General features: G+C 66.9%; 20 protein-coding genes. 7 read left to right on the top strand and 13 right to left on the bottom strand.

The window, feature by feature from the left end; translation table 11 throughout:
• Positions 1–21: 21 nt before the first annotated feature.
• The 7 genes from IFT67_RS07400 to hisB form a co-directional block, all read right to left on the bottom strand.
• Positions 22–399: a histidine triad nucleotide-binding protein gene (locus tag IFT67_RS07400; RefSeq protein WP_192145900.1), complete on the bottom strand. Its 378-nt coding sequence runs from the start codon at positions 397–399 to the stop codon at positions 22–24.
• 117 nt (positions 400–516) lie between these two features.
• The gene (locus IFT67_RS07395; protein ID WP_192145898.1) at positions 517–837 is read right to left on the bottom strand and encodes a phosphoribosyl-ATP diphosphatase; all 321 of its coding nucleotides are present in this window, start codon (positions 835–837) and stop codon (positions 517–519) included.
• Positions 838–869: 32 nt separating this feature from the next.
• Positions 870–1,106 (bottom strand): hypothetical protein, encoded by a 237-nt coding sequence (locus IFT67_RS07390; protein ID WP_107963820.1) that lies wholly within the window; start codon positions 1,104–1,106, stop codon positions 870–872.
• 5 nt (positions 1,107–1,111) lie between these two features.
• On the bottom strand, positions 1,112–1,900 hold the full coding sequence (gene hisF / locus IFT67_RS07385; protein ID WP_192145896.1) for an imidazole glycerol phosphate synthase subunit HisF: 789 nt from the start codon (positions 1,898–1,900) through the stop codon (positions 1,112–1,114).
• Positions 1,901–2,156: 256 nt separating this feature from the next.
• Positions 2,157–2,891: a 1-(5-phosphoribosyl)-5-[(5-phosphoribosylamino)methylideneamino]imidazole-4-carboxamide isomerase gene (gene hisA, locus IFT67_RS07380; RefSeq protein ID WP_120301399.1), complete on the bottom strand. Its 735-nt coding sequence runs from the start codon at positions 2,889–2,891 to the stop codon at positions 2,157–2,159.
• Complete coding sequence (hisH, locus tag IFT67_RS07375) at positions 2,888–3,493, bottom strand: imidazole glycerol phosphate synthase subunit HisH (RefSeq protein ID WP_192145894.1); 606 nt, start codon at positions 3,491–3,493, stop codon at positions 2,888–2,890. The genes hisA and hisH overlap by 4 nt, the downstream gene beginning before the upstream one ends.
• Positions 3,490–4,077 (bottom strand): imidazoleglycerol-phosphate dehydratase HisB, encoded by a 588-nt coding sequence (hisB, locus tag IFT67_RS07370; RefSeq protein ID WP_192145892.1) that lies wholly within the window; start codon positions 4,075–4,077, stop codon positions 3,490–3,492. Before hisB ends, hisH begins: the two co-directional genes overlap by 4 nt.
• Before the next feature lie 71 nt (positions 4,078–4,148).
• Here hisB and IFT67_RS07365 point away from each other — a divergent pair, with 71 nt between their 5' ends.
• The 5 genes from IFT67_RS07365 to gmk all read left to right on the top strand — a co-directional run bounded on the left by IFT67_RS07365 (position 4,149) and on the right by gmk (position 7,482).
• Positions 4,149–4,634: an SspB family protein gene (locus tag IFT67_RS07365; protein ID WP_056052087.1), complete on the top strand. Its 486-nt coding sequence runs from the start codon at positions 4,149–4,151 to the stop codon at positions 4,632–4,634.
• A 183-nt stretch (positions 4,635–4,817) separates the two neighbouring features.
• Complete coding sequence (gene fumC, locus IFT67_RS07360) at positions 4,818–6,206, top strand: class II fumarate hydratase (protein WP_192145891.1); 1,389 nt, start codon at positions 4,818–4,820, stop codon at positions 6,204–6,206.
• A 143-nt stretch (positions 6,207–6,349) separates the two neighbouring features.
• Entirely contained in the window at positions 6,350–6,562 is a 213-nt protein-coding gene (locus IFT67_RS07355) for a hypothetical protein (protein ID WP_192145889.1), read from the top strand.
• On the top strand, positions 6,559–6,759 hold the full coding sequence (locus IFT67_RS07350; RefSeq protein ID WP_192145888.1) for a hypothetical protein: 201 nt from the start codon (positions 6,559–6,561) through the stop codon (positions 6,757–6,759). The genes IFT67_RS07355 and IFT67_RS07350 overlap by 4 nt, the downstream gene beginning before the upstream one ends.
• A gap of 72 nt (positions 6,760–6,831) precedes the next feature.
• Positions 6,832–7,482, top strand: coding sequence for a guanylate kinase (gmk, locus tag IFT67_RS07345; RefSeq protein WP_056489738.1), 651 nt, complete (start codon positions 6,832–6,834; stop codon positions 7,480–7,482).
• A gap of 118 nt (positions 7,483–7,600) precedes the next feature.
• On the opposite strand, the gene IFT67_RS07340 is transcribed toward gmk, so the two are convergent.
• Genes IFT67_RS07340 through IFT67_RS07330 form a run of 3 tightly spaced genes read right to left on the bottom strand, consistent with a single transcriptional unit; the run spans position 7,601 to position 9,152 of the window.
• Positions 7,601–8,281, bottom strand: coding sequence for an ATP12 family protein (locus IFT67_RS07340; RefSeq protein WP_192145886.1), 681 nt, complete (start codon positions 8,279–8,281; stop codon positions 7,601–7,603).
• Positions 8,278–8,496 (bottom strand): hypothetical protein, encoded by a 219-nt coding sequence (locus tag IFT67_RS07335; RefSeq protein ID WP_056489735.1) that lies wholly within the window; start codon positions 8,494–8,496, stop codon positions 8,278–8,280. Before IFT67_RS07335 ends, IFT67_RS07340 begins: the two co-directional genes overlap by 4 nt.
• Positions 8,493–9,152 (bottom strand): HAD-IA family hydrolase, encoded by a 660-nt coding sequence (locus IFT67_RS07330; protein ID WP_192145884.1) that lies wholly within the window; start codon positions 9,150–9,152, stop codon positions 8,493–8,495. The genes IFT67_RS07335 and IFT67_RS07330 overlap by 4 nt, the downstream gene beginning before the upstream one ends.
• Before the next feature lie 114 nt (positions 9,153–9,266).
• Here IFT67_RS07330 and IFT67_RS07325 point away from each other — a divergent pair, with 114 nt between their 5' ends.
• Positions 9,267–9,761 (top strand): DUF1440 domain-containing protein, encoded by a 495-nt coding sequence (locus IFT67_RS07325; protein WP_192145882.1) that lies wholly within the window; start codon positions 9,267–9,269, stop codon positions 9,759–9,761.
• 342 nt (positions 9,762–10,103) lie between these two features.
• Here the strand turns inward: IFT67_RS07325 and IFT67_RS07320 are convergent, their stop codons facing one another.
• From IFT67_RS07320 to IFT67_RS07310, 3 genes are all read right to left on the bottom strand, one after another.
• Positions 10,104–11,399, bottom strand: a complete 1,296-nt coding sequence (locus tag IFT67_RS07320) for an RluA family pseudouridine synthase (protein WP_192145881.1) — start codon at positions 11,397–11,399, stop codon at positions 10,104–10,106.
• Positions 11,396–11,770, bottom strand: coding sequence for a fluoride efflux transporter CrcB (gene crcB / locus IFT67_RS07315; RefSeq protein ID WP_192145879.1), 375 nt, complete (start codon positions 11,768–11,770; stop codon positions 11,396–11,398). Before crcB ends, IFT67_RS07320 begins: the two co-directional genes overlap by 4 nt.
• A gap of 296 nt (positions 11,771–12,066) precedes the next feature.
• Complete coding sequence (locus IFT67_RS07310; protein WP_192145877.1) at positions 12,067–12,798, bottom strand: hypothetical protein; 732 nt, start codon at positions 12,796–12,798, stop codon at positions 12,067–12,069.
• 111 nt (positions 12,799–12,909) lie between these two features.
• On the opposite strand from IFT67_RS07310, the gene IFT67_RS07305 reads away from it, so the two are divergent.
• Positions 12,910–13,131, top strand: coding sequence for a hypothetical protein (locus IFT67_RS07305; RefSeq protein ID WP_132737284.1), 222 nt, complete (start codon positions 12,910–12,912; stop codon positions 13,129–13,131).
• Positions 13,132–13,133 lie beyond the last annotated feature (2 nt).

The raw sequence follows: 13,133 nt of genomic DNA, 5'->3' as shown, positions 1-13,133 counted from the left end.
CTTTAGTGGCGGCAAGCTGACCTATCGCGCGAGCATCGGCCCGAAAGGACGGCCGCCGAAGACATGAACGTGCAGATGCGGCACTTCCTGGTTCCCGTGCTGGCCGACATTGGCGAGCAGGCGATAGCCCGGCTCGACCAGCCCCGCCGCGCGCGCGACGGTGCCGACCGCGCGGATGAACCCGGCGATCTCCGCATCGGGCGCACGCGCGGAAAAATCGTCCCACGACACGTACGCGCCCCTCGGGATCACGAGCAGGTGCGTCGGCGCCTGCGGGTTGATGTCGTGGAACGCGATCGCGAAGTCGTCTTCGTACACCCGCTTCGACGGGATCTCGCCGCGCAGGATCTTCGCGAAGATGTTCTGGTCGTCGTAAGGCTGGGTGGCGTCGATCGGCATATGTATTCCCCTCTCGCCTGCGGGAGGGGTTAGGGGAGGGGCTTGCCTTCCCGATCCCGGCAGAGCGTGTGCGTCATGCCCTCCCCCGACCCCTCCCGCAAGCGGAAGGGGGGCAGGTCACCCCGTCCGCCCGGCCTTCTCGATCAACCCGCCGACACCCTCGCGTCGCTCCAGTTCCGCGCGCACGTCGTCCAGGCTAAGCCCCGCATCCGCCAGCAGCACCGCCAGATGGAACATGAGGTCCGCCGCTTCCGGCACGATGCTCGCCTCGTCGCCCGAGCACGCCGCGATCACCGTCTCGACGGCTTCCTCGCCGAGTTTCTGCGCGATCTTGGGGCGGCCTTTCGCGAACAGGCTCGCGGTGTACGAGGTGTCGGCGGGCGCATCGCGGCGCGCGCGGATGGTCGCTTCGAGGCGGTCGAATACGGAGTCTGCCATGGTGCGCGTGCTGACGCAGCCGGGCAGGCGGGTCAATCCTTGTTCGGTGGGACCTTGTCCGGCGGGGTCTCGTTCGGCGAGCGCTTCCGGACGACAGCACCATCGAGCCCGCGAGCCTTGGCAAACCGTTTCCGCAACGCGCGTCGCACCTGCCAGACCGCGATGGCGGCGAACACGAACAGCGCGACGTCCGACACTTCATATCCGGTCAACGGATGCGCGACGCCGCTGTGTCCGGACTCGACCGCGAGGACCAGAAGCGCCAGCATCCTCGTCAGCCCCTGGCGAGAGGCGGCGCGCCAACCGGCGTTCGTACGGGGATGCCGGCCGCTGCCAGCGCCGCGTGCGCATCGCCGATCGACGCCTGCCCGAAATGGAAGATCGACGCTGCCAGCACCGCGCTTGCATGCCCGTCCCGGATACCCGCGACCAGATCGTCAAGCCCGCCGACCCCGCCGCTCGCCACCACCGGTACGCTCACCCGGTCCGAAATCGCCCGGATCAGCTCGAGGTCGTAGCCACTGCGCGTCCCGTCACGGTCCATCGACGTGACCAGCAACTCGCCCGCCCCCAGTTCCGCCAGCTTCAGTGCATGCGCGATCGCATCGATCCCGGTCGCGCGGCGGCCGCCATGCGTGAACACTTCCCAGCCTTCGCCGGAGCGCCGCGCATCGACACTCGCAACGCAGCACTGGCTGCCGAACCGCTCGGCGATATCCGCGACCAGTTCCGGCCGCTCCACCGCCGCAGAGTTCACGGCGACCTTGTCCGCCCCCGCCAGCAACAGCGCACGCGCATCGTCCGCCGTCCGCACCCCGCCGCCGACGGTCAGTGGCATGAAGCACACCGCTGCGGTCCGTCGCACGACGTCGAGAATAGTCCCCCGACCCTCATGGCTCGCACCGATATCGAGGAAGCACAGCTCGTCCGCGCCGGCCGCGTCATACGCCCGCGCCTGCTCGACCGGATCGCCAGCATCGCGCAGTTCGACGAAGTTCACGCCCTTCACCACGCGCCCATCGGCAACGTCGAGACACGGGATCACGCGCGCGCGAACCGTCATGCGCTTGGCCGAAGGTTTTGTTCACGCGGAGACGCGGAGACGCGGAGGCGCGGCGGAGCCGCTAAGAATGATTCACGCGAAGGCGCAAAGGCGCGAAGAGTAAGAGTGTGAGGCAGACCTGACTTCTGCTCACTCTTCGCGCCTTTGCGCCTTTGCGTGAACAGATATCTGCCTGCGGCGCCACAAGTCGCTCTGCGTCCTCCGCGCCTCTGCGCGAAAACACTATCTCCGCGTCTCCGCGTCTCCGCGTGAACCATCATGCGGCCTTAGCCACGCTCAAAGCCGCCGCGAGATCGAGCCGGCCGTCGTACAAAGCCCGCCCCGTGATCACGCCCTCGACGCCGTCCCGCACATGCAAAGCCAGAACATGGATTTCGGCAATGCCCTTCACCCCGCCACTGGCGATCACAGGAATATCGACCGACCGCGCCAGATCGACGGTAGCGTCGACGTTGCACCCCTTCAGCATCCCGTCGCGCCCGACATCGGTGAACAGCAACGACGCCACCCCCGCATCCTCGAACCGCCGCGCCAGGTCGACCGCACTCGTGGTCGACACATCCGCCCAGCCCTTGGTCGCGACCATGCCGTCCTTCGCGTCGACCGCGACGACGATCCCGCCGGGGAAATCCTTCGCCACGCCGCGCACGAATTCGGGGTCCTCCAGCGCCGCCGTCCCGATCACCACGCGGGAGACGCCCAGGTCGAACCAGCCCTCGACGCTCGCCCGCGTCCGGATCCCGCCGCCAAGCTGCACATGCCCCGGAAACTGCGCGACGATCGACCGCACCGCATCGCCGTTGACCGAAGCCCCCGCAAACGCGCCGTCGAGATCGACCACGTGCAGATGTTCAGCGCCCGCCTCGGCGAACAGCATAGCCTGCGCCGCCGGATCGTCGCCATAGACGGTCGCGCGGTCCATATCGCCCTCGGCGAGACGCACCACCTGACCAGCCTTCAGGTCGATCGCGGGAAAGATAATCAGGCTCACGGCCGCCACTCCAGGAAACGTTCGAGCAAGGCCAGGCCATAGCGCTGGCTCTTCTCAGGGTGAAACTGCACGCCGATCATCGTGTCGCGACCGATCGCCGCGGTGATCGCGCCGGCGTGGTCGGTCGTCGCAAGCACGTCGGCGCCCTCAAACGCGAAGCTGTGCAGGAAATACGCCTCGCCCGGCTCGATCAGCGGATGCGCGACGGACGGAACGACGTCGTTCCAGCCCATGTGTGGCACCTTTGCGTCCATCGTCCCTGGCTCGAGCCGCCGCACGCGTCCGGAGACCCAGCCGAGCCCGGCATGAGTCCCCATCTCCTCGCCCGCATCGGCCATCAACTGCATGCCGACGCAGATCCCGAGGAAAGGCGTACCCTCATCGCGAACCCGCCGGTTGAGCGCCTCGACCATCCCCGGTACCGCGCGCAAAGCCGCAGCGCACGCGCCGTACGCGCCAACGCCCGGCAGCACGATCCGCTCGGCCTTCGCAACGACGTCAGCGTCGGCAGTGACAACCAGATCGACACAACCCACAGTTCGCAGCGCGTTTTCGACCGAATGGAGATTGCCAGCGCCGTAATCGATCAGCGCGAGCGTCACAGGATCCCCTTGGTCGACGGAATCGCGTCCGCCTTGCGCGGATCGATCTCGATCGCAGCCCGCAACGCCCGCGCCACACCCTTGAACGCCGCCTCGGCGATGTGGTGGTTGTTGGTCCCGTACAGCGTCTCGACGTGCAGCGTGATGCCGGACGCCTGCGCGAAGCTGTGGAAGAAATGCTCGAACATCTCGGTATCCATGCCGCCCAGGCGCTTCTGCGAGAACAGGTCCTTCCACACCAGCCACGGCCGCCCGGAAATATCCAGCGCAACGCGCGTCAGCGTCTCGTCCATCGGCGAAAGCGCATCGCCGTACCGCGCGATGCCCCTCTTATCGCCGAGCGCCTGTGCGAACGCCTGGCCGATCGCGATCCCGGTATCCTCGACGGTGTGATGCTCGTCGATATGCAGGTCGCCCTTGGTCCGCACGCGGATGTCGATCAGCGAGTGGCGCGACAATTGTTCGAGCATGTGATCGAAGAAACCGACCCCGGTCTCGACGTCGTACACGCCGGTCCCATCGAGGTTCACGGTGACGTCGATCGCCGTCTCGGCGGTGGAGCGGGTGATCGTGGCGGTGCGCATGCCACCTCCCATAACGTGCGCCACGACGCATGCAATCTTGACCGGCATCCGAATGGCGCTACCCAAGGGATATGACCGATGGACTGCCCGATAGCCTGATTCCGTACGACGAGATCGTACAAGAAGCCCTGCGTGCCGTGGTCGGCCGCGTGCTCGGCTCCGTCGCGGAGGCTGGAGGGCTTCCCGGCGAGCATCATTTCTACATCACCTTCAAGACGCAGGCGCCGGGAGTCGACATCCCCAAGCGGCTTATCGAGCGTTTCCCGGACGAAATGACGATCGTCATGCAGAACCGCTATTGGGACCTCATCGTCGACGACGAGCGCTTCTCGATCGGGCTTTCATTCAACCAGGTGCCCTCGAAGCTGGTGATCCCGTACTCGGCGATCACCGCATTCCAGGACCCGGCGGTAAGCTTCGAACTCCGCTTCCAGGCGCAGGAAGGTGCGGACGACGCACTCGGCGACCACGACGAAGCGGAAAACGATGGCCCGACTGCGGTGCCGATCGAAGACGGCTCGAACGTCGTCGCGGTGGATTTCAAGCGGAAGAAGTGACCCAAACTCCCTCGCCCCTTCGGGGAGAGGGAAGGGGCCCGCGGCACTTGCCGTGGGAAGGGAGAGGGGCCTGAGGCTCGGAACCGAACCCCAAAACCCCTCATTCTTCCGTCGCAAGCGCTCCTCCCTCCCTCTCCCCGGAGGGGCGAGGGACCCACGCAAGCCCCGGAAGGTTCTCCCCCTATGACAACCCGCACAGAAACCGACACGATCGGCCCGATCGAAGTCCCCGCCGCCGCCTATTGGGGCGCGCAGACCGAACGCTCGATCGAGAATTTCCCCTTCGCCACCCGCGAACGCATGCCGATCGAGATCGCCCACGCGCTCGCGCTCGTCAAACAGGCCGCCGCCCGCGTAAACCGCTCGCACGGCCTCGACGAAACAATCGCCACTGCGATCGACTCCGCCGCGCAGGAAGTCATCGACGGCAAGCTCGACGACCAGTTCCCGTTGGTCATCTGGCAGACCGGCAGCGGCACGCAGTCGAACATGAACGCCAACGAGGTCATCGCCGGCCGCGCCAACGAAGTCCTCACCGGCACCCGCGGCGGCAAGTCGCCGGTCCACCCCAACGACCACGTCAACATGAGCCAGTCGTCCAACGACAGCTTCCCGACCGCGCTCCACATCGCCGCCGCGATCGCCACCACCCACCGCCTGATCCCCGCGCTCGACAAATTGCACGCCGCGCTCGACGCCAAGGCCAATGCCTGGGACGACATCGTCAAGATCGGCCGCACGCACCTGCAGGACGCGACTCCGCTGACGCTCGGCCAGGAATTCTCCGGCTATGCGAACCAGCTCTACCGCTGCCGTCACCGCATCGAGCCCGCGATCAGCCACGGCATGGTTATCCTCGCGCAGGGCGGCACCGCGGTCGGCACCGGCCTCAACGCCCCCGCCGGGTTCGGCGACGCGATCGCGCACGAACTGGCGGCAATCACCGGCCTGCCGTTCGTCAGCGCGCGCAACAAGTTCGAGGCGCTCGCCTCGAACGACCCGCTCGTCCACCTCTCGGGCACGCTCAACACGCTGGCGGTCGCGCTGACCAAGATCGCCAACGACATCCGTCTCTTGGGCTCGGGCCCGCGCTGCGGCTTCGGCGAGATCGACCTCCCCGCGAACGAGCCCGGCAGCTCGATCATGCCGGGCAAGGTGAACCCCACGCAGTGCGAGATGCTGACGATGGTCGCGGGGCAGGTGATGGGCAACCACGTCGCGGTTACCGTCGGCGGGATGCAGGGCCATCTCGAACTCAACGTGTTCAAGCCGCTGATCGGCGCCAACGTCCTCCGCTCGATCGACCTCCTCGCCACCGCGATGGAAGGATTCGCGGAGCGCTGCGTCGACGGCATCGAACCCAACCGAGGCCGCATCTCCGAACTGCTCGACCGCTCGCTGATGCTGGTGACGGCGCTGGCCCCCGAGATCGGCTACGACGCCGCCGCAAAGATCGCCAAATACGCGCACGCCGAAGGGCTGACGTTGAAGGAAGCCGGCCTCGCGCTAGGCCTGGTCGACGCCGAAACCTTTGACCGCGTCGTCAAACCCGAGTCGATGCTCGGCCGCTAATCGTTCTCCTGCGCACGCAGGAGCCCAGGGTACCAAGCGCGCCGCCCGAAACCCTGAACTCCTGCGTGCGCAGGAGAACGCGGGCGCGTGGGAACCCAATCCTCCGCCAAGCGCTAACCCGCCACACGGACAGGAGAAATTACGTGGGCGCAACGACCATAGGCACGCTGATCGGCGCAGGCATCGACTCGCTCAGCGGCGACGACGGCAACGCGGACGGCGCGATCATCGGTGCGATCACCGCCAACGTACTCAAGGTCGTCGTGCCGCTAGCCGTGACCTACGCGATCGGCTGGGCAGTGCTGCGCGGTGCAGCGGAATTGAAAGACCAGGTTTTCGGAGAGGTAAAGTCATGATCGGACGTATTATCAGTGCATTGGTCGGCCGCGAGATGGGTCGTCGTAACGGCACCGGCGGCGCATCGGGCGCGGTCAAGGGCGTCGTGGCGATGGGCCTGATGCGCCGCATGGGCCCGCTCGGCATGATCCTCGGCGGCGGTTACGCAGCCAAGAAGGCCTATGACCGCAACAAGGCCCGCAAGGCCGGCTATTAATCCGCCTTCGTAATACCACGCGCGGGCCGCGCATGGGTTGACGCCCATATGCGGTCCGCGGCAAGGGCGCGCATGCCCCACACACTTCCGTCCGACCCACATGGTTTCCGTCGTCGCGGAGTCCTGTTCGTCCTGTCCTCGCCGTCCGGTGCCGGCAAGTCGACCATCGCGCGCAGATTGCTCGCGGACGAGCATGAACTCGAGATGTCGGTCTCGGTGACGACCCGGTCGGTGCGACCCGGCGAAGTCGACGGCAAGGACTATCATTTCACCGACCTCGAAGGCTTTCGCGACATGGTCGCGAAGGACGAATTCCTCGAATGGGCGCACGTCTTCAACCACCGCTATGGCACGCCGCGCGCGCAGGTCGAGGAACTCCTTGCGGCCGGCAAGGACGTGCTGTTCGACATCGACTGGCAGGGCGCGCAACAGCTGTTCCAGATTGCCGGCGGCGACGTCGTCCGCGTCTTCATCTTCCCGCCCTCAATGGAGGAGTTGCACCGCCGCCTAACCAGTCGCGGCACCGATTCGGAAGAGGTGATCGAGGCTCGCATGTCGCGTGCGGCCAACGAGGTCAGCCACTGGGACGGCTATGACTATGTGCTGGTCAACGACGACGTCGACAGCTGCATCCGCGGCGTGAAGACGATCCTGGCCGCGGAACGCCTCAAGCGCTCGCGCCAGACTGGGCTGATTGGTTTCATCCGCAGGCTGACCCGCTAGCTCCCGTCATCCCAGCGAAAGCTGGGATCTCCCCGTTCCGGGTCGCAGCACTCGCCAAGCGGGATACCCCAGCTTTCGCTAGGGTGACGGACTTGGAGGGGTGGGTAAGCTCCTAAGGCTAGAGCAGCCCCAGAAACTCTACCCCGACCCCAAACTCCTTGCGCTTCAATTCCCGCAACTGGGTCGCCTGCCAGTCCTCGCCCCACATCTCGATCGACCAGTCCTCGTCGATCCCCGCCGCTGCCCAGGCCGCATCGGCATTGATCTCACCCTCGATCAGCGCCAGCCCGATCACCAGCGACCCGGTCAGCGTCACCACCGGCGACAACCCCGCCAGCCGGAAATCGTCGTACGCGGCGACCGCCTCATGCAGCCGCGCGATCGTCGCGTCCGGTTGCGCGACGTGCATCACGCCCGTCGTCACCGCGAACGTCACGTCATACCGCCCCCGCGCCCACGCCAGCAGCGGATCCCACGCCGCCGCCTGCCGCTCGACCAGCAAAGGCGGCCCCTCGGCGCGGTAGCAGAGCAGGTCGCTCTCGCCATACGCCGCCAGCCGCGCGGCGAACTGCGCCGGATCGTTCGCGATCGGATCGGTCGCCGCATTGGCTAGGCCCGTCAGCGGCATCGTCCGCGGATCGATCGTCTCCCCGACCGCGCGCCATTCCTCCGCGACCGCCTCGGCCAGCGCATCGCTCGGCAACGCCAGCGGTCGCCGCCCGGGGGTGCGTACCGGCTTGCCGTCGAGCGTCACCACCCGATCCGCATCGATCGCGACGTCTGTCCAGAACCGCTTCACGCGTCAGGACTCCGCCAGCGATGCGCCAGACTGCGTGGCACGATCGCGATCATCGCCATCGCGGACAGCACGATCGCCGTCCCGAGGATTTTCGGCCCGAGATCATGCGCGCGCGCGATCAGGATCAGCCCGAGCAATGCCCCCGCGACCCCCGCCAGACGCACGCCGACCAGCACGAACCAGCGTCGCTGCGCCAGCTTGTCCGCATCGGTCATGGCCGAGCCACCATGTGCAGCAGGTCCGGCACGGCCGTCGCGACGACATCCGCGCCCGCATCGGAAAGCTCGTGCACGTCGTGATACCCCCACGCGACCCCGACGGCGCGCACACCGGCCGCGCGGGCCATCGCCATGTCGAAGCTCGTATCGCCGATCATCGCGGTCGTCTCCACGGCTGCACCTGCCTCCGCGATCGCCGCGAACAGCATCGCTGGATCGGGTTTCGATGGATGCCTGTCCGCGGTCTGAAGCGTCACGAACCGCTCGGTGATCCCGTGCGCGGCGAGGATATGCGCGAGCCCGCGATCGGACTTCCCCGTCGCCACGCCAAGCGCCCAGCCGTCATCGGCGAGCGTCCCCAGCACCTCCGCAATCCCCTCGAACAGCGGTTCGTCCGCCAGTTCGCCACTCGCGCGCATCGCATGGAACGCGTTCTTGTAGTCGGTGGCGAGCGACCGGTGCAGCGCGTTGTCCGCCTCCGGCAGCAACACCTGCATCGCCTCGACGAGGCTCAAGCCCACGATCCGCCGAATGTCCGCGCGCGGCGGCGGGATCAGCCCGGCGCCCCCGAACGCACGCTCGCAGGCGACGCAGATATTCGCCTGGCTGTCGACGAGCGTCCCGTCGCAATCGAACACGGCAAGACGGATCATGAGATTTTCCAACGCATCGCCGCCTCGTAGATCACGCGTGCACGCGAGGGAACGCCAAACCGGAACGCGCGCGCCTGCGAACGGTTCGTGTCGGATAGCTCTGGAGACTCAACGATGGCGCAGGCACAGACCGACACCCCGAACATCTGGGCCGCCGCCGCTGCGGGCCTCGTGGCAGGGCTCGCCGCCTCGTTCGTGATGGATCGCTTCCAGGCCGGCGTCGCCGCGCTGTCTTCTTCGGAAAGCGACGCGGAACCCGCGACGGAGAAGGTGGCGGACAAGGTGTCGCAAATGGTGGTCGGCCACGACATCCCCGACAATCGCAAGCCGTTCGCCGGACAGGTTGTGCATTATGCACTCGGGGCAGGGCTGGGGATCGCCTACGCGGTTGCGGCGGAATACCGGCCGTCGGTGACGGCAGGCTACGGCACCGCGTTCGCGGCCGCGACGACGGCGTTGCTCGACGAGGCGGCGGTTCCGGCGGCGGGGCTGGGCGATGCGCCGTGGAACACTGCGCCGACGACGCATCTGTATAGCGCTGCGTCGCATATCGTGTTCGGGACGGTGACGGAGGGTGTGCGGCGGTTGCTGCTGGGGTGGCTGAAGTAGGGCGCGACTAGTTCCCCCGCGAAGGCGGGGGCCCAGGAATCAAGCAGTGTTACGATCGTGGCCCCTGGACCCCCGCCTTCGCGGGGGAGCAAGAGTGAGCAGAAGCTTCCAAACAAACCACGCCACCCCGGCGAAGGCCGGGGCCCAATTGGGGGACGTCGCTAACGGAAGTCATCGCTCCGTTACCTCAACTTTTCCAATTGGGCCCCGGCCTGCGCCGGGGTGGGTTGAAAGGTAAGGGTCGTCTCCGACGTCTCACCCTCGCCCCTCAGGGGAGCGGGAAGGGGCCCGCGGCCACTCGGCCGTGGGAAGGGTGAGGGCACGTTAGGCGGCAGTCACCAACTACCGAGTCCCAGGCCCACTCCGAGGCCCAGGCTTCCCAGCCCCACCCGGACGCCCGCGCCCAGCCGGCTTGGCCCCCTCAACCCGAGGCCCACTCCGCGGCGCTCCGAACTTCGACCCAGCCCCGGTCCGAGGTCCGCCCGTCTTCGGCGCAGGCTTGCCCGTCGCCTTCTCCTCGACAACCCCACGCCCACGCCGCTCACCTTTACGATCCTTCCGCACCGACTTTGCATGCGCCCTAGCCCGCGACTTCATCTGCTCGCGCGTAGGCGCGGTCTTCTCGTCGAGCACCAGGTCGTCGCCCAGCTTCTCCTCGAAGCCCAATTGCTTGAGGCTCTCGGCGAAATGCGTCGGCAGTTCCGCGGTCACGTCGATCGACCCGCCATCCGGATGATCCACCTTGATCCGCCGCGCGTGCAGATGCATTTTCCGCGAGATCCCTCCGGTCAAAAACGCAGCAGCCCCGCCGTACTTGCCATCACCGACGATCGGATGACCGATCGCCGCCATGTGCACGCGCAACTGGTGTGTCCGCCCGGTAAACGGCTGCAACTCGACCCACGCCGCACGGTTGCCCGCACGCTCGATCACCCGGTAGCGCGTCCGCGCCGGCGCACCCTCGGCCTCGTCGACGTGCATCTTCTCGCCGCCGGTACCCGGCTGTTTCGCGATCGGCAGCTCGATCATGCCGTCCTCGATCGACGGCACGTCGACCACCAGCGCCCAATAGACTTTCCGCGCAGTCCGCCCCGAAAACGCCTTCGCAAAGAACGCCGCCGCGCGCGACGTGCGTGCCACCAGCAGCGCGCCGGACGTATCCTTGTCGAGCCGGTGGACCAGCTTCGGCCGACCCTCATTGTCGTACTGCAACCCGTCGAGCAGCCCGTCGACATGCTGCGTCGTCTTGGTCCCGCCCTGCGTGGCCAGGCCCGGCGGCTTGTTCAGCACGAACGCCTGGAAATCCTTGTGGATGACCATGCCTTGCGCGAGCTCGGTCTCCTCGTCCGACAGGATGACGCGTTCGCGGACGCGCCTGGGCTTGTCGACGTCGGCGGCGGCCTTGTCGGCCTCGGGCGGCGGGACGCGGAGCATCTGGCCCGCCGCAATCCGGTCGCCCGGCGTCGCGCGCGCGCCGTCGACGCGGAGCTGCCCGGTGCGCGCCCACATCGCCACCGTCGTGAAGCTCGTGTCGGGCAGATGCCGCTTGAACCACCGGTCGAGCCGGATGCCGTCATCGTCGAACCCGACGTTGAACTCGCGGAAACCCGTATCGCTATCGCTTTTGCCCGCAGTCATGCGACGGCCCTTACTGCGGAGAGACCCGCGAACAACGCGGCGACCGAACCGATCACCGACACCAAAACATACCCGAACGCGACGCCGAACGCGCCTCGCTCGATCATCGTGACGACGTCCAGCGAGAACGCCGAAAACGTCGTGAATCCCCCAAGCACGCCCACGCCGAGCAAGAGCCGCCACGTTTCCGAAGCGGTATTGCGGGCAAGCACGCCAACCAGCACCCCCATCAGCAACCCACCGATCAGATTCACGGCAAGCGTACCAAAGGGATAGTCAGGCCCCAGCAACGACAGCATCGCGCGGCCAGTCAGATAGCGCGCGCCGGACCCGACCGCACCACCGACCATGACATAGAGAAGGGGAAGCATTCTCGCGCCCTAGCGTGAATCGGGCAAAACGGAAAGGTGGGGTTGGAGGGGGGAGTAGATGCTCGCCAAATGGCTCAACCAAAGCTTGTTTCCCCGCGAAGGCGGGGACCCCGTCTGGGCTCCCGCCTTCGCGGGAGAACAAGGAGAGGAGGGTAACGTCACCCCAGCACACCACCACCCCGGTGAAGGCCGGGGCCCAATTGGAAAGGTCGCAGTAACGAAGGACGGCACTTAATCAGCAACGTTTCCCAATTGGGCCCCGGCCTCCGCCGGGGTGGTACACCTATCGCAACACCTCACCGCCCAGCGTTGGAAACCAGATCCACATCGCTCCCGCCACCAGCCCGCGCCCTCACATACACCACATAAGCATCGTTCCCCCGAACCCCGCCCAGCACATGCTGCTTGCCGTCCGTGCTATGCCCAGCCGAATACCCGGCCGCCGTCGCCTTCGTGAAATACCAGTCGAGCATCTTCTGCATCGGCGCAGCGCTGGCGAAACTCACCACCCGCAGCCGACACCCGTCGCGATCCGCCCCCGCAGCCTCGGTCAACCGCGCCGCCGGATACAGCGGCAGGTCCGCCGGCAACCGGTTCGCCCACCCCGCCGAATAGCCGATCTTCTGCGCGCAAACCCCGGCATCAGGCGTCTTCTGCCGCTCCGCCAGCGCCCCGAGCGTCAGCGCGCCATTCGCCGACTTGCACTCCGGACAGTCGTTGGACGCCACCGGCGCGCGCTTGAGAGTCCGCGGATCGACCGGATCGGCTTTCAGCGGACCTTCCGGCGGCACCGCGCCACTATCCGGCCGAGGCGGCGGCCGCACCGCGTCGGTATTCGACGACTGCGCCAGCCGCGGATCGACCATGATCTGCCCTCCCAGCGACGACGCCAGCGCCGGATCGCGCACCGCGCCATTGGTCAGCTCGGCATCGAGGCTGTTGAGATCCTGCTGGTCGGTCGACGACCGTCCGCATGCGGCCAGCGCAAGCGGCAAAAGGATCAGGGCGGGGCGCAAGGGAAAGCTCATCACCGCCATCCTATGCGCGAAAGACGGTGAAGAAAGCGTTTTCCGCCTGTCCCCAATCGACCGAGCAACGCCGATCTTGCCCGAACCTGTCCGACTTGCCATGTTCACCCTATGCTGAACATCGTCTCGATCCTCATCGGCCTCGTCACCTTGGTGCTCGGCCTCGTCGCGTTCATCCCGCTGCTCGGCTGGATGAACTGGCTCGTCATCCCGATCGGCATCGTCGGCGCCGCGGTCGGTGCGCTGTCGTCGAGCACCGGCGGCCGCAACCTCAACATCGTGCTGATCATCATCTTCGCGCTCCGCCTCAGCCTCGGCGGCGGAATCATCTGACG

The sequence above is a fragment of the Sphingomonas sp. CFBP 13728 genome, assembly GCF_014841895.1.
Taxonomy (GTDB): Bacteria; Pseudomonadota; Alphaproteobacteria; order Sphingomonadales; family Sphingomonadaceae; genus Sphingomonas.
The sequence above is the reverse complement of the archived record's forward strand: the minus strand, read 5'-3'. Positions and strand labels throughout refer to the sequence as shown.

Coding starts and splice junctions, on each gene's coding strand:
- hisF (WP_192145896.1), bottom strand. CDS start 1,900: ATGACGGTTCGCGCGCGCGTGATCCCGTGTCTCGACGTTGCCGATGGG.
- IFT67_RS07400 (WP_192145900.1), bottom strand. CDS start 399: ATGCCGATCGACGCCACCCAGCCTTACGACGACCAGAACATCTTCGCG.
- crcB (WP_192145879.1), bottom strand. CDS start 11,770: ATGCTTCCCCTTCTCTATGTCATGGTCGGTGGTGCGGTCGGGTCCGGC.
- IFT67_RS07350 (WP_192145888.1), top strand. CDS start 6,559: ATGATCGGACGTATTATCAGTGCATTGGTCGGCCGCGAGATGGGTCGT.
- IFT67_RS07335 (WP_056489735.1), bottom strand. CDS start 8,496: ATGACCGATGCGGACAAGCTGGCGCAGCGACGCTGGTTCGTGCTGGTC.
- IFT67_RS07395 (WP_192145898.1), bottom strand. CDS start 837: ATGGCAGACTCCGTATTCGACCGCCTCGAAGCGACCATCCGCGCGCGC.
- IFT67_RS07330 (WP_192145884.1), bottom strand. CDS start 9,152: ATGATCCGTCTTGCCGTGTTCGATTGCGACGGGACGCTCGTCGACAGC.
- IFT67_RS07365 (WP_056052087.1), top strand. CDS start 4,149: ATGACCGATGGACTGCCCGATAGCCTGATTCCGTACGACGAGATCGTA.
- gmk (WP_056489738.1), top strand. CDS start 6,832: ATGCCCCACACACTTCCGTCCGACCCACATGGTTTCCGTCGTCGCGGA.
- fumC (WP_192145891.1), top strand. CDS start 4,818: ATGACAACCCGCACAGAAACCGACACGATCGGCCCGATCGAAGTCCCC.
- IFT67_RS07390 (WP_107963820.1), bottom strand. CDS start 1,106: ATGCTGGCGCTTCTGGTCCTCGCGGTCGAGTCCGGACACAGCGGCGTC.
- hisB (WP_192145892.1), bottom strand. CDS start 4,077: ATGCGCACCGCCACGATCACCCGCTCCACCGCCGAGACGGCGATCGAC.
- IFT67_RS07325 (WP_192145882.1), top strand. CDS start 9,267: ATGGCGCAGGCACAGACCGACACCCCGAACATCTGGGCCGCCGCCGCT.
- IFT67_RS07305 (WP_132737284.1), top strand. CDS start 12,910: ATGCTGAACATCGTCTCGATCCTCATCGGCCTCGTCACCTTGGTGCTC.
- IFT67_RS07320 (WP_192145881.1), bottom strand. CDS start 11,399: ATGACTGCGGGCAAAAGCGATAGCGATACGGGTTTCCGCGAGTTCAAC.
- IFT67_RS07310 (WP_192145877.1), bottom strand. CDS start 12,798: ATGAGCTTTCCCTTGCGCCCCGCCCTGATCCTTTTGCCGCTTGCGCTG.